Here is a 20,808-nt window from a genome sequence, read left to right on the forward strand (position 1 = left end):
CAGGACCACCAGCCCGGTAGCGGTTTGATTTTCCCAAGGTACTCCCGGCGGGGTGGCTGCTCCACGGGGGCGACTGACCGCGGGGAACGGCTAGTTTTTTGCATTTTATTGGCTTCATCATCATGTAGTTAATGTATTGATTTTGCTTGTTATTATATTTTAAGGATGTCGAAATGATTATTTTGTGTTCATCATCATGGATAACGAACTAAAGAATTTCCGCCTCAACATCAACCAGCTTGCGGCTATGACGGATCTGCACCGACAGACCATCGCCAGTAGGTTGTCAAACGTTCCTCTGGCGCCAGGCAGTAATCCGAAATTAAAACTCTATTCGGTTCTCGATCTTCTGGTCGTGCTGCTGAGCCGTACTGCTGACCCGGCACAGATAAAAGTTGATGAAATGTTGCCACCCGATCGCAAAGCGTGGTTTCAGTCTGAGCGCGAGCGGCTCAAGTTCGAGCAGGAGACGTCGCAGCTTATCCCTGCCAGTGAGGTAATGCGGGAATTTTCATCCATGGCAAAGGCCATGGTCCAGGTGCTGGAAACGCTGCCCGATATTCTGGAGCGCGACTGTGGTTTACAACCTTCCGCAGTATCCCGCGTTCAGTCTGTTATCGATGACCTGCGGGATCAGGTAGCGCAGCGGGTCTTTGATGCTGACATAGCTGATGAGGAGGATGATCCACAGGAGGTATAATGCTGAATCAGGCAACGGCCAGCAGGGCGAGGAAAAATATCGCCGGCATTATCCGGGCACCCCGGCGTATGCCGGTTGCTGATGCGGTCGCACAGTTCATGCGTGTGCCCATGGGCGCGGGCAACTCAGTCCCATGGGATCCGCTGGTGGCGCCCTACGTCATCGAGCCGATGAATTGTCTGACCTCCCGAGAATATGACGCGGTGATTTTTATAGGGCCAGCGCGTACGGGTAAAACTATCGGGTTAATTGACGGATGGGTGGTTTACAACATTATCTGTGACCCGGCCGACATGCTGATTATCCAGATGACGGAAGAGAAAGCGCGTGAACACTCGAAGAAACGCCTGGCCCGAACGTTTCGATCAAGTCCCGAGGTGGTTAAGCGACTCAGCCCTAACCGTAACGACAACAACGTATACGACCGGACCTTCCTCGCGGGCAACTACCTGAAAATTGGTTGGCCGTCCGTCAACATCATGTCGTCGTCAGATTATAAGTGCGTGGCGCTGACTGATTATGATCGCTTCCCCGAGAATATTGACGGAGAGGGCGATGCATTTTCTCTGGCTTCAAAGCGTACAACAACTTTTATGTCGTCCGGTATGACGCTGGTGGAGAGCTCTCCCGGACGTGATGTTGTTGATGTCAAATGGCGACGTCGCACGCCGCATGAAGCCCCGCCTGCTACCGGGATCCTTTCACTGTACAACCGTGGTGACCGCCGACGCTGGTACTGGCCATGCCCGCACTGCGATGAATACTTCCAGCCCATTGGCGATACCGTTGCTGGCTATCATGATCTCCATGATCCGGTGCTGGCGAGCGAGGCTGCATATGTCCAGTGTCCGTACTGTGCCGGGAAGATCAACCCGGAGCAAAAGCGTGAGCTCAACGGTCTTGGCGTCTGGTTACGTGATGGCGAGACTATCGATGCGGGTGGCAAGCGTGGTGGAGAGCCGCGACGCTCTCGAATTGCATCATTCTGGATGGAAGGACCCGCAGCGGCCTATCAGACCCTCTCCCAGCTTGTCTATAAACGCCTGACCGCAGAGCAGGATTACGAGGCGACAGGCAGCGAAGAAACCCTGAAAACCGTCATTAATACCGACTGGGGGCAACCCTACCTGCCACGTTCGGCAATGGACCAGCGGCAAAGCGATGAACTGATGGCGCGCGCCGAAGATTATGGCAAGCGCCTGGTACCGCCAGAAGTGCGCTTTATCGTGGCCACCGTGGATGTGCAGGGCGGGAAAAAGCGACGTTTCGTTGTGCAGATGATTGGTTATGGCCAGCACGGTGAGCGCTGGCTGATTGACCGTTACAACATTAAAACGTCGCTGCGATGTGATGCCCATGGCGAGGCGTTGCCCGTAGATCCGGGTGGCTATCCCGAAGACTGGGATCTGCTTATCTCCGATGTTCTTGAGAAAGAGTACGCGCTGGAAACCGATCCAAGCCGCACCTTGCCGGTGTTATGCATGGCGGTGGATAGTGGCGGCGAAGATGGCGTGACGGATAACGCCTACAAGTTCTGGCGCCGCTGCAGGCGTAACGGTGATGGAAAGCGTGTGTATCTCTTTAAGGGCGACAGCTCAACCCGGGCAAAACTCATCACCCGCACCTACCCGGACAACACCAACCGAAGCGACCGCAAAGCGGGTGCGCGCGGCGATGTGCCTCTTTATCTGTTACAGACGGACAAGCTCAAAGACAGCATTCACAACAACCTGAAGCGAGAGACCGCCGGGCCGGGATTCATCCATTTTCCCGACTGGATCGGGGAGTGGTTTTATGACGAGCTGACCTACGAGGTGCGAGCAACCGACGGCAAATGGCGTAAGCCCGGCAACGGCGCGAATGAGGCGCTGGATCTGTTTTGCTACGGTCATGCGCTGGCGGTTCTGCGGGGATATGAGCGAATCAAAGACTGGAGTAAACCGCCATCCTGGGCAATGTCTCAGCATTTATCCGCTGCTCCTGGCGGCCCCGCAAAAACGAAGCCGCCAGAAAAAGCCGGACGGCAGCCGGTGAATCAGGTTTCGAGCGGCCAATTAAAGAAAGGAAAAAGGATGCAGGTGACTAAGTGAACATTGCAGAAGTAAAAGCCATGCGTGACAAGGTGCTTAAGGCCTATACCGACGCTCTTGATGCTGAAAGCATGGGGATGAACGGTCGTAACCTGACGCGCCAGAGCCTGGATTCGCTAAAAACCCAGTACGAATACTGGGATCGCAAATATCGACAGGCTCTCGGAAAAGCGAAGCCTTATTCGCTGGTTAATTTTACGGGGCGCAAATGAACCTGATCACCAAAGCAGTATCCCTTTTTTCTCCGGGCTGGGCCGCACGCAGGTTGCGCGCCGAGATACAGGTTCAGGCGTATGAAGCCGCGAGGCCAACACGGACGCACGCTGCACGACGTGAGAGCCGAAGTGCTAATACCGCCATCTTTGCTGCCGGCGCATCTATCCGCGAGCAGGCGCGATGGCTGGATGAAAACCACGATATAGCCATCGGGATCCTCGACAAGCTGGAAGAGCGGGTTGTTGGTGCGCGCGGGATTCAGATAGAGCCGCAGCCACTGAGTGCTGACGGGAAGGTTCACGAGCAATTCGCCGCGCTAATATCTGCTGCCTGGGAGCGGTGGGCGGAATCACCTGAAGTCACTGGAAGCTTCAGCCTGGCAGAAGCGGAGCGCCTAATGCTGCGTTCTGCTGTCCGGGATGGCGAGGTGTTCACGCAGCTGATCCGCGGCCCGGTGAAAGGCGTCAGTTACAACAGCAATGTGCAGTTTTCTTTTGAAATGCTCGAAGCTGATTTCGTCCCTCTCAATCTAACGGGTGCCAACGAAGGCTTTAACACCATCCAGGGCGTTAATGTAAATGCCTGGGGTCGGGCGCTGTCCTACAACGTTTATAAGTTTCATCCTCAGAGCGGTCTGGGCGCGAGTCAGACCAAAATCATCCCGGCTGAACGCATGCTGCATCTCGCCATGCGAAAGCGCCTGCACCAGGTGCGCGGAATGTCCATTTTTGCGGGAGTTCTGCAGCGTCTTTCCGATGTGAAAGAGTACGAAGATTCGGAGCGTATCGCTGCGCGGATAGCGGCTTCGCTCGGGTTTTTTATTAAGCGTGGTGATGGTTCGGTTTATGCGGATGATGCCAGCGACTGGCAGAAACCCGACAAAGAAAATCGCGATTTTGAAATGTCAGCGGGCATGATTTATGACGGGCTGGCCCCAGGCGAAGAGCTTGAAATGCTGGAGTCAAACCGACCGAACACCAACATGCTTGGGTTTCGAAGCGGTCAGCTACGTGCAGCTGCAGCAGGAACGCGTACGGGTTATTCATCGATTGCTCGTGATTACAACGGCACCTACAGCGCCCAGCGACAAGAGCTGGTGGAAAGCTTCGAGGGGTATGGCGTCCTGCAGGAGTGGTTTGTTTCACGCACAGCCCGCCCTCTGTACCGCGAATGGCTGAAAATGTTCCTGCTCAGCGGCGTTGAAATCCCGTCCGATATTGATCCTGATTCGCTCTACAACGCGACCTATATGGCTCCGGTTATGCCATGGATTGATCCGGTAAAAGAAGGCGACGCCTGGAAAACCCAGATCCGCGGCGGCGCAGCCACCGAGGCCGAGTGGATCAGGGCGCGTGGACTTAGCCCGCGACAGGTTAAATCACAACGTATGCGGGAGATTGATTTCAACCGTGATCACGATCTGGTGTTCGACACCGACCCCGCTAATGACAAAGGAAGCACTCCGAATGAGCAAGCGACAAACAATGCTGGTGGCACCGCAAGCCAGCGGCCAGATCCAGGCGATGAATAATCACTGGTACGAAATCCGGGCGGCGGCCAACAGTTCTCCGGGTGAAATTCACATTTACGATCAGATTGGCGGTTGGGGTATCTCAGCCAGCCGTTTTCTCAGAGAGGTCAGCGAAGCTGGCCTTTTTAATGCCTCGCAGGTGGATATCCGTATTCATTCACCGGGTGGCAGCACCCTGGATGGCTTTGCCATTTTCAACACTTTAAAGCGCTTGTCCGGTTCGGTGAGCGTATACGTCGACGGCATCGCGGCATCCATGGCGTCGGTCATCGCCATGCTGCCCGGTGCGACGGTCCACATCCCATCAAACGCCTTCATTATGATCCATAACCCATGGGGCGGAGCGATGGGGGAGGCGTCAGACCTGCGGGATTATGCAGATCTTCTGGATAAGAACGCCAAAAACATGCTCGACGCGTATGCCGAAAAAACAGGCCTGCCGCGCGAGGAACTGGAGACCATGATGAGCGAGGAAACCTGGATGACGGGTGCCGAAGCTGTTGAAAAGGGTTTCGCCGATGTGTTGCTACCAGAAATGGCGATGGCGGCATGTATCAACGATAACGTGACAAAGGAGTTTTCAAAAATGCCAAAGGCAGCACAAACATGGTTCGCACCACGCGCAACGGGTAGTCAGCAACAACAGCAACCTCAGACGCCGACGACTCCTGCGCAGATTGATATGACTGCACTGGCCCAGCAGATGCAGCAGCAAATGCAGGCGCGCGAGACAGAGCGTCGCACTGCAATATCAGGGGTATTTTCTGCATTTGCTAATCATCCCGGCATTTCAGAACTTCAGGCTGCATGTATTACCGATCAGTTCTGCGACGCTGGCGCTGCGCAGCAAAAGCTGCTGGCGAAGCTTGCAGAGGATACGACGTCCATTTCAGGCAGTTATGCGCATATCCATGCAGGCAACGGCAATATTGTTGGGGATTCTGTCCGTAACGTGATTATGACGCGTGCTGGCTACGGCGAACGCCAGACGGACAACCAGTTCAATGGCATGTCTCTTATGGAGCTGGCTCGTGCATCGCTTTCTCACCGAAATATTGGTGTTGCCAGCCTCGATCGTATGGGCATCGTGGGCATGGCCTTTACCCACAGCAGCAGCGATTTTGCTTATATTCTGATGGATGTGGCGAACAAGTCAGCGCTGGCGGGCTGGGATGATGCCGATGAAACGTTTGATATCTGGACACGCACGGGTGAACTTCCCGACTTTAAGCCAGGGCATCGCGTAGGGATGGAAGCCTTCCCGAGTCTGCGCCAGGTGCGTGCTGGTGCGGAATATAAATATGCCACGCTGAGTGATACTGGCGCATCGATCGCGCTGGCCACTTACGGGGAACTGTTCAGCATCGATCGCCAGGCCATTATTAATGATGACATGAGCTTTATTACCCGCATCCCGCAGTCTATGGGGCGCGCGGCAAAGGCAACGGTCGGGGATCTGGTTTATGCGGTGTTAACCGGGAATCCTGAATTTAACGGGTCGTCACTTTTCAGTGCCGAACGTGACAACCTGGTGGACGGTGAGTTATCTGTCGACACCCTGGCTGATGCCCGCTCACAGATGAAACGTCAGAAATCTGGCACGCGCACGCTCAATATCTCCCCCGCGTTCTTACTGGTGCCAACGCTCCAGGAGGCTTATGCCGATCAGATTATCCACTCGACATCAGTACCGGGTGCGGATGCTAACTCTGGCATTAAAAACCCAGTACTGAACATGGCTACGATTGTTGCGGAGCCGCGCCTTGATGATGCAGACGAAGATGCCTGGTATCTGACTGCTGCCAAAGGGCGAGACACCATTGAGGTGGCTTACCTTGACGGTAACGCCGCGCCAACAGTTGAAAGCACCTCCGGATTCACTGTTGATGGAGTGACCATGAAAGTGCGCATCGATGCGGGTGTGGCACCGATGGATTATCGCGGTCTGCTGAAATCAACGGGCAAATAACCAGCGGGGCTTCGGCCCCCTTTTGTGAGAACAATCATGGCTAAAAACTATTACGAAGACGGCAAGACAATGGACTGGTCCAACAGTACCGGCACGAATTATAAATCGGGCGATCCGGTTCCCGTGGGGGCGGTGACGGGGGTGGCGCACGACGATATTCCTGATGGATCGGACGGCGTCCTGCACATGTGTGGCGTCTGGGTGCTACCGAAAAACGGTGCAGATACATGGGATCGTGGCGAGAAGCTGTACCTAATTCCCGCATCAGGTCTGGTAACAAACGCATCTGATGATGGTGCTGGTGGTGATCCGTACCCGGTTGCGGGTATTGCCTGGGTTTCAATCAATCCTGCCGATACTGAGTGCCGGGTTCGTCTGGAATACTGATATGGATTTTAATTCGCTGATGGCTTCGGCGGATGATGTCCTGATCTCCACCTTCAATATTGAGGGTGGAGTAACCCTCTGGCCGGGTGAGCCACGGGAAGTGCAGATAGAGGCGATTTTTGATAATGATTTCGCCCGAACGGACATACCGGACGGCGGGAAAATTATGGGTAGCGATCCCTCTTTCACCGCGCATGACAGAGACATCATCGGTCTGAAAAAAAACGATGCTTTGTTGATATCGGGCAGCCTCTGGTATGCGAAAGAGCCACAACCGGACGGTACCGGGATCACGCGCGTATTCCTTTCAAAGTATCAAAAATCCTCTTTTGATAGACCCGGGAGTCGCCTGTGAGTGGATTCACTATCGATATTGCTCAGCTGCGCGCGGTGCAGGCAGCGGTTGGGGCAACAGAGTCACAGTTTATTGCTGCTTACCATAAGGCGCTGAAACAAACTACGGCCCGGTTATATAAAGCATCCACCGCGCTGATGATCAACACCGTGGGCGCAAAAGGAAAGCAGATAACGCAACGTCGCGTGCGGGCTTTTGTTTCAAAGGTGTCACGGGATAAGCCGGGTGGTGGCAAAATCTGGTTTGGCCTGAACGACATGCCCGTAAGTACCCTGAAGGGTTCAATGCGTAATCCTCGTAAAGTTAAACGCCGTCGTGACGAAAAAGGTCGTTTTGTAAAATCAAAGGGTGCGCGTGGGGCGACGTTTATCCCTAAGTCCTCATCACTTTCACCATCTTCTTTCCCCAACTCGTTTGTCGCCACCGTGAAGGGCAAGAGGTCGATTTATATTCGCCAGGCAAATGGATTTTTGACAGAGGCGCGGGAGCCAGTTTACGACCCGATGGTTGGTGCTATAGGCGGGGATATTTTTCCGCAAGCCGGCGAGATGTTGCTGGACTATTTTACCAAAGATATTAATGGGCGCGTGGCGGGGAATGTTCATCTGAATAGTAAAGGAAAACGGGCATGAATGGCATTTTCTGGCTGGATGAGTATCAGGATGCTGTATTTGCAGAGCTCAAAAAAATTCCCTGGGCCAAAACGACAGGCATTTATCCGGAATTGCCAGACGGTTTTCCCACTCCGGCAGTCTTCTTTGATGTGTCCGGCTGGGAGCGTTCTGGCAGTGAGATAGGGGGCAATGTCACGCTCGAGCTTACCTGCAATCTTTATATTCTTCGTAGTTTTGTGTCAGCGGGTGGACAGGATGAGGAAGAGCGTGGCGTAACTGAAACACAGGTCCGCAACGCAGCTCTAAAGATGTCCGACTGGATCCATGGTCGTCAGTTCGGTAACGGGAGCGCGCCTGCTGCTCTGGTATCTGCTGAACCCATGGTGTGGGAAAAAGGTGAATCGGCGCCGGAGCATGCCATCTGGGGTGTCACTTTCACCCAGAGGTTGCCTGTGGGTGCCGACCCGTTTGAGGAGCCTGACGCACCTGTGCTGAAAGAGTTCTGGCTGGGGATCTTCCCTGATGTGGGACCAGAACACGCCGACGACTATATCCTCGTTGCAAAATCGGAGGAGAGTTAATGGCTGTTTATCGTGGTTGCCGGCTGTTTATGAACAGCTTCGAAATTGCCGATTCAGTGACGTATTCCCCACCAGAAATATCTATCGAGCGGGCCTGGTTCAAAGCTGGCGGAATGAATGCACCCATCCCCATTGACCGGGGGACGAAGGCGATGACGGCTTCCTATAAGGTTCAGGGGCCGACCGCTGCATCGTTTCTGTTTCTTGGCATTATCCCTGGCGTGACCGCACGTCTGACCGTTCGACGTGCCTATCGTGGGATTGAAGGTGTCGATTATCTGGAAGAAGAAATCGAAGGATTTATCGATACCATCCACGCCGACGAGCATGGAAACGACAATAAAATCGATGTTGGCCATACGATGACGCTATCGGTCAACTACTACAAAATCTCGGCAAACGGGATTATTCCCCTGCTGGAAATTAACCCGATCCTCGGTCTGCGCAAGGTCTGCGGGATAAATGTCCTGGGGATACCTGCCAACTTTATGAGCCTCATCCTATGAATATTGATCCGCTGGCGCTGATAGGCGCGAATATTCGCGAGCAGACGGAAAATTATCTCGATCAGCTCCCACCGCTCATGATGTGGGGCGATTTCATTTTCCAGCTGAGCACGCTGGCTTACAGCAAACTGACGGTTCAGGACTCCTGGAACTGGGTGGCGCAGGGGCGGTTTGGCAAGCGAGAGACGCTCCAGTACACCGGCAAAAAATCGCCGACCATTAAATTCGATTGTGAGCTCTATTCTGAGCTCGTTAACTCCTCTTTGCTGACTCGCGGACTGCAGCGCTACGGATTGCTGCAGGATGTGGCTGTCGACCCTGTAGAGCATCTGCGGCTGCAGGGCGATTTGAAAGCGCCCTGCATGCTCGTTACCGGCGCGGGAAAAGTGATGGGATTTTGGGTCCTCACGGGTCTGGATCAGACGATTGATGAGTTTAAACCGAACAGTCACGCCAAACACCAGACAATCAGTCTGTCCATGCAGTTTTATGGCCCTCGCCTTAACGAAAGTGATGCCGTTCCTGAGTTTGCCTCGCTCGGCTTTACGAGCAAAGAGAGCAAGATGCAGGACGCCCTGAAAAAGATGAACGACTTCCTGGAGGAACACGGTGTCGGCTGACTATACCCTTGCGGACTTATCCCGCCGTGTCTCTCAGATGCTGAGGCGCGGAACCATTCACAGCGTGCAGGCAAAGCCGCCGCGCTGCCGTGTTTCGTTCGGCACCGACCCATTAAGCGGGGAAGAGCATAAAACAGACTGGCTGCTCTGGTTCGCGCATGCAGACAGTGAGCGACAGGACTGGAGTATGCCTGCCGTGGGCGCGCCTGCGCTGGTGCTGAGCGTCGGCGGGGAACCGACCGGCGGGATAGTTTTCTCCGGCCTGCTGACTGACGACCAGACGCCGCCGTCAGACAATCCAAACCAACACGTTACTAAATATAGTGATGGCGCAACGGTGATGTATGACAGCAGCGCACATCAGGCGACAGTAACGCTCCCCGATGGCGGAAAAGTAACGGTCGTAGCCGCGGGTGGCATACTGCTGCAGGGCGATACGACGGTCGACGGCAACTTTACAGTCACTGGTGATTCGAAGGTCGATGGTAATTCTAAGGTCGATGGAAAGTCGGACGTCGACGGCGACATTATCGCGGGTGGTGATATCAAGGACAAAGGCGGCGCGTCTGGCTCGGTGCAGCAAATCCGCGAAACGTTCGACGACCACGACCATCCAGAAAATGGCGACGGTGGAGGCACGACAAGCCCACCAAACCAGAAAATGAACTGACCCGCTCCGGCTGGTTTTTTATTGGGGGAAGTATGCAGGGAATGAGCAGAACGAGCGGAAAACCGCTCTACAGCACAGACCATATTCGGCAATCAGTGACCGATATCCTCAGTACGCCGCTGCTTTCACGCCGGATGCTGCCGGAATACGGGAGCAATCTCCCGAATCTTGTTGATTACACCTCCGACCGTTCAACCGAAATCCGGGTCATTATGGCAACCGCCGTCGCGCTGGCCAGATGGGAACCGCGTATTCGTGTTGATTCAATCAATGCGGTGGAGGTGAGCGCGGGGAAAATATCGGTCACTATTGCGGCGACGGATATTGAATCCGGGCAGGGAATGCTGCTTGAGGATATAGAGATATGAGTGAAGTTATCGACCTGAGCCAGCTTCCGCCACCTGCTGTAATTGAAATGCCGGCATTTAAAGACCTGAAGGCGCAGCGGCTGGCAGAACTACAGGGATTAGATCCGACGTTTAACGCTTTGCTGGAAAGTGACCCGGCGATAAAATTGCTGGAAATTACGTGTTATCGCGAGATGGTGAGCGTTGGCCGGACGAACTCCGGGGTCTGGGCTGTCATGCTGGCGTATGCCAAAGGTGCTGACCTCGACCAGTTGGCCGCGAACTTTGATGTCTACCGTCTGACCATTATGCCAGAGGATGATACAACAATCCCGCCGACGCCGGCTGTGATGGAAGGCGACGATGCTTTTCGTCTGCGTATTCGCCTCAGCTGGTATGCACGCAATACCGCCGGTTCGACGCAGGCCTACGAGTATTTTTCACTGTCAGCTGATGGAACGGTCCTCGATGCAAAAGCCTACGGGCCGAATGATGATAGTTCTGTTTTACCTGGTCACGTTGAGGTTTACATCCTGAGCAGCGACGGCAGTGGTGTTCCCTCACAGGCGCTGCTCGATACAGTAAACGGGGTATTAAGCGGTGATTTTACCCGACCGTTGACGGATTACGTCCTGGTCAAACCGGCAACGCTCAAAGAGTACACCGTTACAGCGACGCTTGTTATTGGTGCAGGGCCGGATGCTACGACGGTTACTCAGGCAGCACAGGAAGCGATGCAGCGTTATGCGGACAGCGTTCATCGCATCGGCGTTCCCATGTCATTAGCCGGTGTTTACCGCGCGCTGAAGCAGCCGGGTGTGACGGACGTCGTGCTGAGCGACCCAACAGCAACGATAGCGGTCGGGAAGGGTGAGGCGAGTTATTGCACCGGAATAAATCTCGGAACGGATCTGCCAGGTATCAAGGAGGCTCCATGACGTTTCAGAGCCTACTCCCACCTAATGCCACTCAGGATGAGCTCGCGCAGGAGATGGTGCATAGCCATGTCGGCGACGTACTTTTCGATGTCCGTGACGTGAAAAACCCGGATACATGCCCGCCCGACATTCTGCCCTGGCTGGCATGGGAGTTCGGCGTCACGTGGTGGGACAACCAGTGGACCGAAGAGCAGAAGCGCAGCAACATCAAAAATGCCGCTGCAGTGAACAAAACACGCGGGACACTGGGAGCGGTTAAACAATCTCTCGCGTCAGTGGGTTACAGCATCAATGTTATCGAATGGTTCAGCGAAACTCCGCAGGCTGACCCTTACACCTTCCGTGTCGAAGTCATCGGCAACAGCATAACGAAAGACACCCTCGACAAAATTTACAGTCAGATCATTGATACAAAAAACTGTCGGAGCTGGCTTTCCTCCATCGATATCGGGCCAAACGACATTGCCGGCGTCTGCTACGTGGGCGGCGCGGTTGTGGCTACGCTAAAGGCAGAAATAGGGACGAGTGAATGAGCGATTTTTATGTGATTTTGACGGATGCCGGACAAGCACTGATGGCTGCAGCGACAGCGGGAGGTGCGCCGGTTGCTCTGTCTCAGTTCGGGGTCGATGACGGAAATGGTGCTGCCATTACGCCAGACCCGGCACAAACGACCCTGGTTAATGAAGTTTACCGGGGTGATATCAGTATCCTTTCAGCGACCGGAAATACGATTAAAGCGCAGCTGGTTATCCCGAAGGACTCCGGGGGGTACACCATCCAGGGATTCGGGTTGTACACCGATGACGGAACATTGTTCAGCATCTGTAATTTCCCGGCACAGGAGAAGCCGCTACCGTCCAGTGGGTACGCAGTGAAAATGGACACGGATTATTACCTGCAGGTCAGTGATACGTCAGTCGTGACGCTCCAGTTCGACGGCGACGATTATCTGACGCGGGAACAGGCCGACACGATTTATCTGCAAATCGGCAATAACCTGTCAGAAATAGCGGCAGCAGGTGCAGCAGCTCAGCAGGCGGCGCGGGATAATATTGATTTGGGTTCAGCAGCAACTCTTGACGCGCAAACATCAAAGGACGATGTAACGCCAGGGCGAGTCTTGGTTAATGGTAGCGCTATTGCTGTGCGGTCATTTCGTGCTTCAGGGGATGCGGGAGGTGATACGACTGACGCAAACAACCTTCCTGCAAACTCAGTAAGTTTTGTTTATTCATCTGCAACCAATTCACCTGATTTTGAAGCGTCAGTGTTGGATTTTGGAGGGCTAGACGGAACTTATAACACACAGTTAGCCGCCAGCTATTCAACACCGGGATTGATAAAATTCCGGGCTAAGAATGGGGATAACGATACATGGAATGTTTGGCACAGTTTTTACACCACAGGTAACAAGCCCACAGCCGCCGATACTGGTGCGCTGCCTGTTGACGGCACAGCAGCAGCCGCAACAAAACTGGCAACTGCCCGAAATATAAACGGCGTGCCATTTGATGGCACAGTGGACATCACCATTTCTGCAAGTGCGGTGGGTTCATATACCAAAGAAGAATCAGACGGGAAATATCAACTTAAAAACGCGTCGGGGAATGCTACCAATGGATGGTTTAAAGATTCATCGACAGGTGTCATAACACAATGGGGGATGACAACATCCGTCTCCGCAAGCCAGCCCATAAATTTTCCCATTGCATTTCCTTCAGTGTGCGTAGGCATTCAAGTCACTGCATTTACAAATGGTGTGGCGGGAACGATGGAGACAGGTTGCTCAGCATATTCAAACACCGCGGCGACATTGACTGCAAACCAGCCATTCAGCTTATTTTGGGTAGCAACAGGATATTAAAAGCATGTCTAAATACATTTACTCTCCGTCACAGAATGCGTTTTACCCTGTGAAATTAAGTCGCGCCTACAAGTTAAGCGGAACATGGCCAACCGACGGAAAAGAAGTTGCCGATGAAATTTATATCGAATATGCCGCCAAAGTCTCACCCCCCGGAAAAATCCGCGAGGCCGGAGAAGACGGGATGCCCTCATGGGTAGACGCCCCGGTCCCAACGCCGGAAGAAGCTGCTTTTATGGCAGAGTCAAAAAAATCCACACTCATGAAATCAGCCAATAACATGATTGCGCCGCTTCAGGACGCCGCAGATTTAATCATAGCGACAGAATCGGAATTAAAGGCTCTTGCTGAATGGAAAAAATATCGTGTTTTATTGAGTCGGATTGATACAACAAAACCGCCTGAAATTGAATGGCCACCCTTACCGAATTTTATCAGCTGATACAGCCCGCCAAATGAGCGGGCTTTTTTATGGGAGTAACTTATGGATCTTCATGGCGTCCGCACACAAGAAACGGACAATCAGACGAAGGCTATCACGACGGTAAATATGAGCGTCATCGGTCTTGTCGGAACGGCACCTGATGCGCTGACAGGTACGGCGGCGACAGTGACAGTCGGCAGTACGATTCTCGATAATGCGCTGGTCTTTACTGCGGCTGAGGTTGGCGCAGGCGGGAACCAGCTGCAGGTACTGGCGGTGTCAGCAATACTTGATACTGAAACGCCGGTCGCGATCCCGTCGTCTGCAGCTTACGCTGACGAACGGCTAACAATCACGCTCGGAATTGATGATGCAGGAACAGTCACAGCAACAGCCTCTGATGTGGTGGCAGCAGTGGCAGCGGTCGCTACTTCTGGAATAACTGCTGCGTTATATTCCGGTATCACCGGCGCGGGTGTTGTCGACCCGTTCGGTGCGACGAAGCTGGCCAGTGGTGCTGATGAGCCATTTCCGCTTTATACCCCGGCCATTATTTCCGGGAGCCGAAGCAAGGCGAAGCAGCTTGGTTATAGCGGGACGCTTTACGCTGATATGGTTGATATTCTCGCGCAGATCGGCGCACTGGTTATTGTTATCCGTGTTGATGAGAACGACGACGAAGAGCAGCAGCGCGCCAATATCATCCAGGGTATCGAGGCGATGGCGCTCGCGCAGGGCACGTTGAATTATCAACCGCGTATTCTTATCGCGCCGGAATGGAGCACTGATGACGGCGTCGGTAAAGCGCTGGAAAGTACAGCTAACCAGCTCCGGGCAATCACTTATCTTGATATGCCGAGCATGGCCACTGGCGAAGACGCTGCGCGACGTGCGCAGATGTACGGGGCGCGGGTCGAAATTCTCCGACCGCGTATCATGGTGACAGATGACGTCACCGGCAAGATTAACGCCCGCCCATACTCAGCCGCCGCAGCTGGACACCGCATGCGCATCGATAATGCCTTCGGCTACTGGTGGTCAAAATCGAATAAAGAGGTTTATGGCTTCTCCGGGCTGGAGCAGGTCGATTCGTTCGTCACTGGCGATGAGACGTGCGTCGCTAACCAGCTCAATCAGGCCAACGTCAGCACGATCATCATGCTGGACTCTTATCGACACTGGGGAAACAGGCTCTGCTCCAGTGACCCGCAGTGGCGCTTTGAAGCTGTTCGCCGCACTGCCGACGCGATTGAAGACTCTATTCAGGTTATGGTCACGAAAAATTATGTCGACCGCCCAATCGATAAAGCCTTTTCGACATCACTAGTCGGTTCGGTGAATAGCTATATGCGCCAGCAGACAAAAGCGGGTGTTATCAACGGCGGTCGCTGCTGGCTTGATCCTGATTTAAATACTGCGGAAACACTGGCTGCAGGCAAAGTTTATCTGAACGTCGCATTCGGTCCGAAATCGCCGGCGGAAGAAATCATTATCACGTATTCCATCGATAACACTTACACCGTCCAGGCGTTGGGGCTTAGCGCTGCAGCCTGATAGGGAGACAACATGTCTGATTTAACCTACGTATACAGTAAATCCGCGTTATGGACGCAGGACAGCGTCCGGATCGCGGGCCTGAATGCTTTCACTGCGCCAGCCATCACAGCGACCATCGGCAACAAAAAAACGACCTGGATGGATATGGCCATACCGGTCGATAACGGTCTGGAGCCGATGTCCTGTGAATTTAAAACCGATGCTGATATCGATGTTCTCGGGCTGTTTGGCTTTATGCCTGGCAGAACTACCCGAGTGCAGGCGCGCCGAACGTACCGCGATAATAACGGGGGGCTGCATACGTTTGTCGACGAGCTCGAAGGGTTGATCGGCACAATTACGCCCGATGAGAGTGGCACCGACAGCAAAGAGGGCGTCGGGCTTTCGGTAACGATGAACCTGAGCTATTACAAACTGACGGTCGATGGGGCAGAGATTTACGAGATTGACCCTCAAAACATGATCCGTTCTGTTAACGGCACCAATGTCATGCAGGACGAGAAAGACGCCTTGCTGATGTAATTCGCCACTTCGTTCTAAAAACACTTCATAGCGCCGCGTAGGCGCTATTTTTCTATACAAGGATTATCACCCATGAATTACCCGGCAAATACGATTGTTATCACTCTGTCTCGTCCATTCAAACTCAACGGCGAAGAAGTCACCGAACTTACCCTGCGTGAACCACGTGTCGTCGATAAGCTCACTTACGAAAAAACGGCGGGCGGTCCACTGGTGAAAGAATCGACAATGATTGCAACGTTATGTGGTCTGAATGCCAGTGATATTCACAACCTTCCGGCGTATGACTACGAACAGTTAACGGATGCGGTGAATCGTTTTTTGCTCCCGCCCGAAGAACGCGAGAGTCAGAGTTCCTGAACGACCAGCCTTACATAACGAAATATTGTCACGTTACGCTGAGTGAGCAACTGGAATTACCGCTCAGCGTCTATAAGCGTTATCGCGAAATGGCGCTGAAAAGGAGTAAGGCCTGATGGCTAAAACGCAGCAGTTTAACGCCTCGGTTAATTTTGGGGCGACTGTCGATGGTTCCGTCGGTAAAACGCTTAACCGGCTGACGGGTGGCATCGAAGATATCGGCAGCGTATCCCTGAAAACGATGGGCATCCAGACAAAGTGGATGCGTGACCTGCAGTCTGGTTCTGCCAGTACAGCCAGCAAGATGAAAACGATGGAGCAGGCGACGTCCGCCTTGCTGAAAAAGCAGGAGGCACTCGAAAAAGAGATTAGGGAAAGCACCAAAAGCGGCAAGGGTGGGACAGCTGCGCTCGTTGAGGACTATAAAAAAGTTGGTGTGGCCATCAAGCGCGCCACTGATGAAATGGAGCAACTCAGCAAAGAGCAGGCCAAAGAGCAGAAGCGGGCAGAGCGTGGCGCTCGCTTCCGTTCTGGTATGTCATCTATCGGGCATGGCTTAGGCAAAGGGGCCGGGGGCATTGGTCGCAGTATGATGACCGCGACCCGATGGGCCGGAGCAGGTCTTTTGGGTGGGGCGGCGGCTGCAATTGCCAGCCCTATTGCGCTTAATTCTGAGACGGCAGAAAGCGCGGGTCTGGCTAAATCATATGGGATGAGTATCAAACAGTTTCAGGGCATGGGGATAATCGCCAGGCAGGCAGGTCTGAACGCGGAGAACGGGGGCGACCTGGCTGAAGAGTTTGTGAATAAGCTCAAAGAACAGGGGAACGAAAAAACCCTGAATCCTATGTTAAGGCAGATAGGGCTATCTAAAAGTTTTCTTAACGGCAAAAGCCGGGAGGACGCGTTTAACGAAGTGATGTCCAGGCTGTCCCGGATGAAAGACACCGGCGCAGCGGCATCGCTCGCAGATCAGCTTATGGGCGGCGAGGCGAATAAGTTTCTCACCTATATACACTCGACCGGGAAGTCGTTCGAGCAGGCGATGGCCAACGCACAGCGCTATAACCTGCTGACGCAGGAAGGCGCAGACGGTGCAATGAAAGCGAACACGGCTGTCGGTAATCTCTGGGGCGTTGCTGTTTCAGGTATGGAAGATACTATCGGGAAAATAACCGGCCAACTGGCTCCGACTGTAGATGATGCAGCGTTACAACTGGCTGACTGGTTAAAAGGGATGCAACCGAAAATCACTGATGCGGTTACTGACTGGCTCAAGCCAGACGGAAGCAATAAAACAGGGCCGCAGCGGCTCTGGGATAGTGTGGTTAAGTTCGGTAATGGCGTGGAAACGGTAGCAGATGAAGTTTTAGCTGTAGCGGCTAAGTTGAAATGGCTCCTCCCAGAGAGTAGAAGTCCTGCTGAAATGGAAAATGTAGATCAGGCCAGACGTAGAGGTGTGGAACTGGCTGCGCAGGAAGCAGATAGCCAGGGGCTGGGATATTGGGATAGCAGTCGTCTTGCCAATCAACGTGCGGATGAGGCTGAGCAGGCATGGAAAGATGCTCACAGTATTGCAAATGTTCCTGACTATGTTGGTTTTGATGATAGTACTTTTGGAGGCTCGATTCCTGAACTACCTGGAGCGGGGTCTCCAGCAAACAAGGTCAGTCAGACAAGTAATAATCAGTTTTATTTCAATATCACGATGGAGCCGGGAACACCTGAAGAGCAGGCTCAGTCACTGCATGACCAGTTTAAAACTTTGATTGGTAATACACCGTCATTTTCACCGACTTTTGATGTTCCCAATTAATAGAGAGTTTAATTAAAGTTTATTTTTCTCATTCTTTATAGATTCTTCTAATAAGTTCATCCCATATGAGCGATTCTTTGAAGTGTGCGGAACAGAGCACATTAATATAGAGGAAAGAAGTGGGGTGAATAAAATAGAACAAACAAACCATCCTAACCATAACCTTCCCGTTTGATAGGCTACGCTAGCCACAGCAAGCGACCCACCAACCCATAGCCAAATAAAAATTAAATAATCAGATATGAAATAAAACATAGTTATTTTAACTCCTTAGATAATAGAGGGTTTATGCAATATACAACCAAAAACGGAGAGAAACTCGACGTTATTTGTTTCAAAAAATATGGTTTCGTGAATAACGCCGTTGAACAGGCTCTTTACGAGCCAGCGAACTATGACCTCACGACGAGCGAAGTCTTTTCAGCAGGAACTGAAATTGACCTTCCAGTCATCAAACCGGATGAGAAAAAACAAGAATATTCATTGTGGGAATGATTCATGACTCAATATATCAAATCTGGCTCAATGCCGTGGCAACCGAATTTTTCCCTCACGGTTGAAGGGGAAGATATAACGGAAATTGTAAGAGCTAACCTCATAAATCTCACACTTACCGACTATGGCGGCAGTGAGAAGAAGAGCGATCAGATTTCGTTTGCCGTTGTCTCTCCGGATATGAAACTGCCAGCGAAGGGCGTGAAAATATCAATCGGGCTGGGGTTTGGGCTGGAACTGACAGACAAGGGGACGTATATAGTCGACTCTACGACGTCCGGGTTTTCAACCTCGTCGCCGCGAATTATTGAAGTTACCGCTCGGGCATTTTCGAAGAGTAACGAGAGGGGCCATAGTACGCTGCAGTCGCAAAAAACGCGTTCGTTCTCCGGCGTAACTCTCGGAGACCTGGTAAACAAAGTCGCAACCGAACACGCTCTCACGCCGCGAGTTCCTGCGAGTCTGGCCAGCATTCAGATCCCCCATGTTGATCAGCTAGGTGAATCCGACATGAACCTGCTGACAAGGCTGGCGGACCGATATAGTGCAGTGAGTAAAGTCTCCCACGGCTACTGGATTTTGACGCCCCGGGAAGGGACGACAACAGTCAACGGAAACGAACTGCAGAAGCTGGTCATCACGCCGGATATGGTTTCGACAGCAAGCTATCACAACAATAGCGATCATCCTGACGCATCGAGCGCCAACAGTGGGACCAATGTTATTTCTTATGTTGATGTTACCGACGGTGGGAAGATAAAGACCATTACGGTAGGGAGTGGAGAGCCGGTTACACATAACGAGTTTCCTATGCCATCTCTGGCCTCAGCGCAGGAAGTTGCAGGTAGTACGACGACCAAAAACAAAAAGAAGCTCAAAGGGATGAGTATAAGCCTACCTGCTGCGCCTGAATTAATGGGGTTAACGGCGCAATGCCTGATAGAAACATCTGGGTTCGGCTCAGTAGAGGACCAGCAATGGCATATCAGTAAGCTCGACATGACCCTCGCTGAGCAGGGTTTTACATTTAAGCTGGAGCTCGAGTGATGGCGACGATATCAGGAATTTTTAATGACCCCTTTAGTCAGCCGCTGGCTAATGTGGTTCTTCAACTGACGGCAAGAACGACAACATCAGTAACTTTCACCGGGACGAACGCCGCAGCAGTTACAGCTGCAGACGGTAGCTATTCGATGGTTGTACTACCGGGTGTATACGCAGTAACTGCCAAAATCAAAGGAGCCCCCGACTATCTTGGAGTTATTCAGGTTTACGCAGACAGCCCGGATGCATCCCTAAATCAATACCTGGCAGCGTTTAACCCTGATGATGTGACGCCGGTTGTCCTGGCAGAGATGCAGGCAATATTACTGGCAACGTTGGCAGCAGCAAAAGCCGCAGAAGAATCGGCAGAAAAAGCGGCAAGCTACGCGCTGAGATTTCTCGGGCCATATGATGCTGCAACGGCTTACGAGAAAAACGACGTCGTCTTCTGGGATGGAAGCCAATATAAGGCATTAGTAGGTACTCAGGGGACACCGCCGTCCGGTGCGCCGTGGGAACTATATGTCGAGAAAGGGGAAGATGGAGAGCCGGGACCCGCAAATATTCTGAATATAGGGACGATAACCACTCTGCCAGCCGGCAGCGCTGCAACGGCTGAAATTATTGGCGACTCTCCAGAACAATCGTTAAATCTCGGTATTCCGCAGGGGCAGGAAGGGGACGTCATTCCTGATTTCGAGGCGCCCGGTTTTATTGGTTTTTTTGTTGTACAAACGGGCGCTTCATCGGTTTATTTTCGTCCTGGTGATGAAGTCGCAGCTAGTGAAATTGCGTATAGTGCCGTCAGTGACCCAGCTTTTTACATGCTCCAGGCTAATGTAAACCCTGCCGGTGGAACGTGGCGATGCCTGGGATATGCAGCCAGCCAAGGACAGTCTGGAGGTAAGGCGGTGATGCCGTTTCAGCGTTGTGATGTGATTTCACTAGCGCTTCTTTCACTGAAAGAGGCCGCGGTTATTGAGATTGAAAACTGCCAATTCTCAGCACCCGATAAAGTGATGATTGACTGCGAGATAGTTTTCAATGGGAAAAGACATCCGTTCACAGCCAGCCAGCATGATGTAACAACATACGGCCCGATCATTTATCAGAATGCAGTGAATGGGCTGTACGGGGAAGTGGCTGCTTATTCTGCGCCTGCGGCATAGAATAGTCATGAGTAACACCCGCAGAGTGTT

General features: G+C 52.7%; 24 protein-coding genes. All 24 read left to right on the forward strand.

Going from position 1 to position 20,808, the window contains the following annotated elements:
* Positions 1 to 196 precede the first annotated feature (196 nt).
* A complete protein-coding gene (locus DY231_RS08915; RefSeq protein ID WP_115628044.1) occupies positions 197 to 700 on the forward strand; it encodes a DUF1441 family protein in 504 nt (167 codons plus the stop codon).
* Positions 700 to 2,790, forward strand: a complete 2,091-nt coding sequence (locus tag DY231_RS08920; RefSeq protein ID WP_115628045.1) for a phage terminase large subunit family protein — start codon at positions 700 to 702, stop codon at positions 2,788 to 2,790. Before DY231_RS08915 ends, DY231_RS08920 begins: the two co-directional genes overlap by 1 nt.
* Complete coding sequence (locus tag DY231_RS08925; RefSeq protein WP_115628046.1) at positions 2,787 to 3,002, forward strand: hypothetical protein; 216 nt, start codon at positions 2,787 to 2,789, stop codon at positions 3,000 to 3,002. The genes DY231_RS08920 and DY231_RS08925 overlap by 4 nt, the downstream gene beginning before the upstream one ends.
* Positions 2,999 to 4,537: a phage portal protein gene (locus DY231_RS08930; RefSeq protein ID WP_115628047.1), complete on the forward strand. Its 1,539-nt coding sequence runs from the start codon at positions 2,999 to 3,001 to the stop codon at positions 4,535 to 4,537. Before DY231_RS08925 ends, DY231_RS08930 begins: the two co-directional genes overlap by 4 nt.
* Positions 4,473 to 6,506: a ClpP-like prohead protease/major capsid protein fusion protein gene (locus tag DY231_RS08935; protein ID WP_256682652.1), complete on the forward strand. Its 2,034-nt coding sequence runs from the start codon at positions 4,473 to 4,475 to the stop codon at positions 6,504 to 6,506. Before DY231_RS08930 ends, DY231_RS08935 begins: the two co-directional genes overlap by 65 nt.
* A gap of 36 nt (positions 6,507 to 6,542) precedes the next feature.
* Positions 6,543 to 6,893 (forward strand): DUF2190 family protein, encoded by a 351-nt coding sequence (locus DY231_RS08940; RefSeq protein ID WP_115628049.1) that lies wholly within the window; start codon positions 6,543 to 6,545, stop codon positions 6,891 to 6,893.
* 1 nt (position 6,894) lies between these two features.
* Positions 6,895 to 7,248 (forward strand): head-tail joining protein, encoded by a 354-nt coding sequence (locus DY231_RS08945; RefSeq protein ID WP_172588665.1) that lies wholly within the window; start codon positions 6,895 to 6,897, stop codon positions 7,246 to 7,248.
* Complete coding sequence (locus tag DY231_RS08950; protein WP_115628051.1) at positions 7,245 to 7,880, forward strand: hypothetical protein; 636 nt, start codon at positions 7,245 to 7,247, stop codon at positions 7,878 to 7,880. The genes DY231_RS08945 and DY231_RS08950 overlap by 4 nt, the downstream gene beginning before the upstream one ends.
* Positions 7,877 to 8,443, forward strand: a complete 567-nt coding sequence (locus DY231_RS08955) for a hypothetical protein (protein ID WP_115628052.1) — start codon at positions 7,877 to 7,879, stop codon at positions 8,441 to 8,443. Before DY231_RS08950 ends, DY231_RS08955 begins: the two co-directional genes overlap by 4 nt.
* Positions 8,443 to 8,949 carry a phage major tail tube protein gene (locus DY231_RS08960; RefSeq protein ID WP_115628053.1) on the forward strand — a complete coding sequence of 169 codons (507 nt, stop codon included), beginning with the start codon at positions 8,443 to 8,445 and terminating at the stop codon, positions 8,947 to 8,949. Before DY231_RS08955 ends, DY231_RS08960 begins: the two co-directional genes overlap by 1 nt.
* Positions 8,946 to 9,569 (forward strand): phage tail protein, encoded by a 624-nt coding sequence (locus DY231_RS08965; protein WP_115628054.1) that lies wholly within the window; start codon positions 8,946 to 8,948, stop codon positions 9,567 to 9,569. Before DY231_RS08960 ends, DY231_RS08965 begins: the two co-directional genes overlap by 4 nt.
* On the forward strand, positions 9,559 to 10,239 hold the full coding sequence (locus tag DY231_RS08970; RefSeq protein WP_115628055.1) for a phage baseplate assembly protein V: 681 nt from the start codon (positions 9,559 to 9,561) through the stop codon (positions 10,237 to 10,239). Before DY231_RS08965 ends, DY231_RS08970 begins: the two co-directional genes overlap by 11 nt.
* A gap of 41 nt (positions 10,240 to 10,280) precedes the next feature.
* Positions 10,281 to 10,607, forward strand: a complete 327-nt coding sequence (locus DY231_RS08975) for a GPW/gp25 family protein (protein WP_256682653.1) — start codon at positions 10,281 to 10,283, stop codon at positions 10,605 to 10,607.
* On the forward strand, positions 10,604 to 11,524 hold the full coding sequence (locus DY231_RS08980; protein ID WP_115628057.1) for a baseplate assembly protein: 921 nt from the start codon (positions 10,604 to 10,606) through the stop codon (positions 11,522 to 11,524). Before DY231_RS08975 ends, DY231_RS08980 begins: the two co-directional genes overlap by 4 nt.
* Positions 11,521 to 12,057 (forward strand): phage tail protein I, encoded by a 537-nt coding sequence (locus tag DY231_RS08985; RefSeq protein ID WP_115628058.1) that lies wholly within the window; start codon positions 11,521 to 11,523, stop codon positions 12,055 to 12,057. The genes DY231_RS08980 and DY231_RS08985 overlap by 4 nt, the downstream gene beginning before the upstream one ends.
* On the forward strand, positions 12,054 to 13,391 hold the full coding sequence (locus tag DY231_RS08990) for a phage tail protein (RefSeq protein WP_115628059.1): 1,338 nt from the start codon (positions 12,054 to 12,056) through the stop codon (positions 13,389 to 13,391). The genes DY231_RS08985 and DY231_RS08990 overlap by 4 nt, the downstream gene beginning before the upstream one ends.
* Before the next feature lie 4 nt (positions 13,392 to 13,395).
* Positions 13,396 to 13,833: a tail fiber assembly protein gene (locus tag DY231_RS08995; RefSeq protein ID WP_115628060.1), complete on the forward strand. Its 438-nt coding sequence runs from the start codon at positions 13,396 to 13,398 to the stop codon at positions 13,831 to 13,833.
* Between the two features lie 42 nt (positions 13,834 to 13,875).
* Positions 13,876 to 15,369, forward strand: coding sequence for a phage tail sheath family protein (locus DY231_RS09000; RefSeq protein ID WP_115628061.1), 1,494 nt, complete (start codon positions 13,876 to 13,878; stop codon positions 15,367 to 15,369).
* A 12-nt stretch (positions 15,370 to 15,381) separates the two neighbouring features.
* Entirely contained in the window at positions 15,382 to 15,894 is a 513-nt protein-coding gene (locus DY231_RS09005) for a phage major tail tube protein (RefSeq protein WP_115628062.1), read from the forward strand.
* Between the two features lie 72 nt (positions 15,895 to 15,966).
* Positions 15,967 to 16,254, forward strand: coding sequence for a phage tail assembly protein (locus tag DY231_RS09010; protein WP_115628063.1), 288 nt, complete (start codon positions 15,967 to 15,969; stop codon positions 16,252 to 16,254).
* Positions 16,255 to 16,369: 115 nt separating this feature from the next.
* A complete protein-coding gene (locus tag DY231_RS09015; protein ID WP_115628064.1) occupies positions 16,370 to 18,070 on the forward strand; it encodes a phage tail tape measure protein in 1,701 nt (566 codons plus the stop codon).
* A 288-nt stretch (positions 18,071 to 18,358) separates the two neighbouring features.
* Positions 18,359 to 18,565: a tail protein X gene (locus DY231_RS09020; protein ID WP_115628065.1), complete on the forward strand. Its 207-nt coding sequence runs from the start codon at positions 18,359 to 18,361 to the stop codon at positions 18,563 to 18,565.
* A gap of 3 nt (positions 18,566 to 18,568) precedes the next feature.
* Positions 18,569 to 19,612, forward strand: a complete 1,044-nt coding sequence (locus DY231_RS09025) for a contractile injection system protein, VgrG/Pvc8 family (RefSeq protein WP_115628066.1) — start codon at positions 18,569 to 18,571, stop codon at positions 19,610 to 19,612.
* Positions 19,612 to 20,778: a prophage tail fiber N-terminal domain-containing protein gene (locus tag DY231_RS09030; protein WP_115628067.1), complete on the forward strand. Its 1,167-nt coding sequence runs from the start codon at positions 19,612 to 19,614 to the stop codon at positions 20,776 to 20,778. Before DY231_RS09025 ends, DY231_RS09030 begins: the two co-directional genes overlap by 1 nt.
* Positions 20,779 to 20,808 lie beyond the last annotated feature (30 nt).

This window comes from Buttiauxella agrestis, from assembly GCF_900446255.1.
Taxonomy (GTDB): domain Bacteria; phylum Pseudomonadota; class Gammaproteobacteria; order Enterobacterales; family Enterobacteriaceae; genus Buttiauxella; species Buttiauxella agrestis.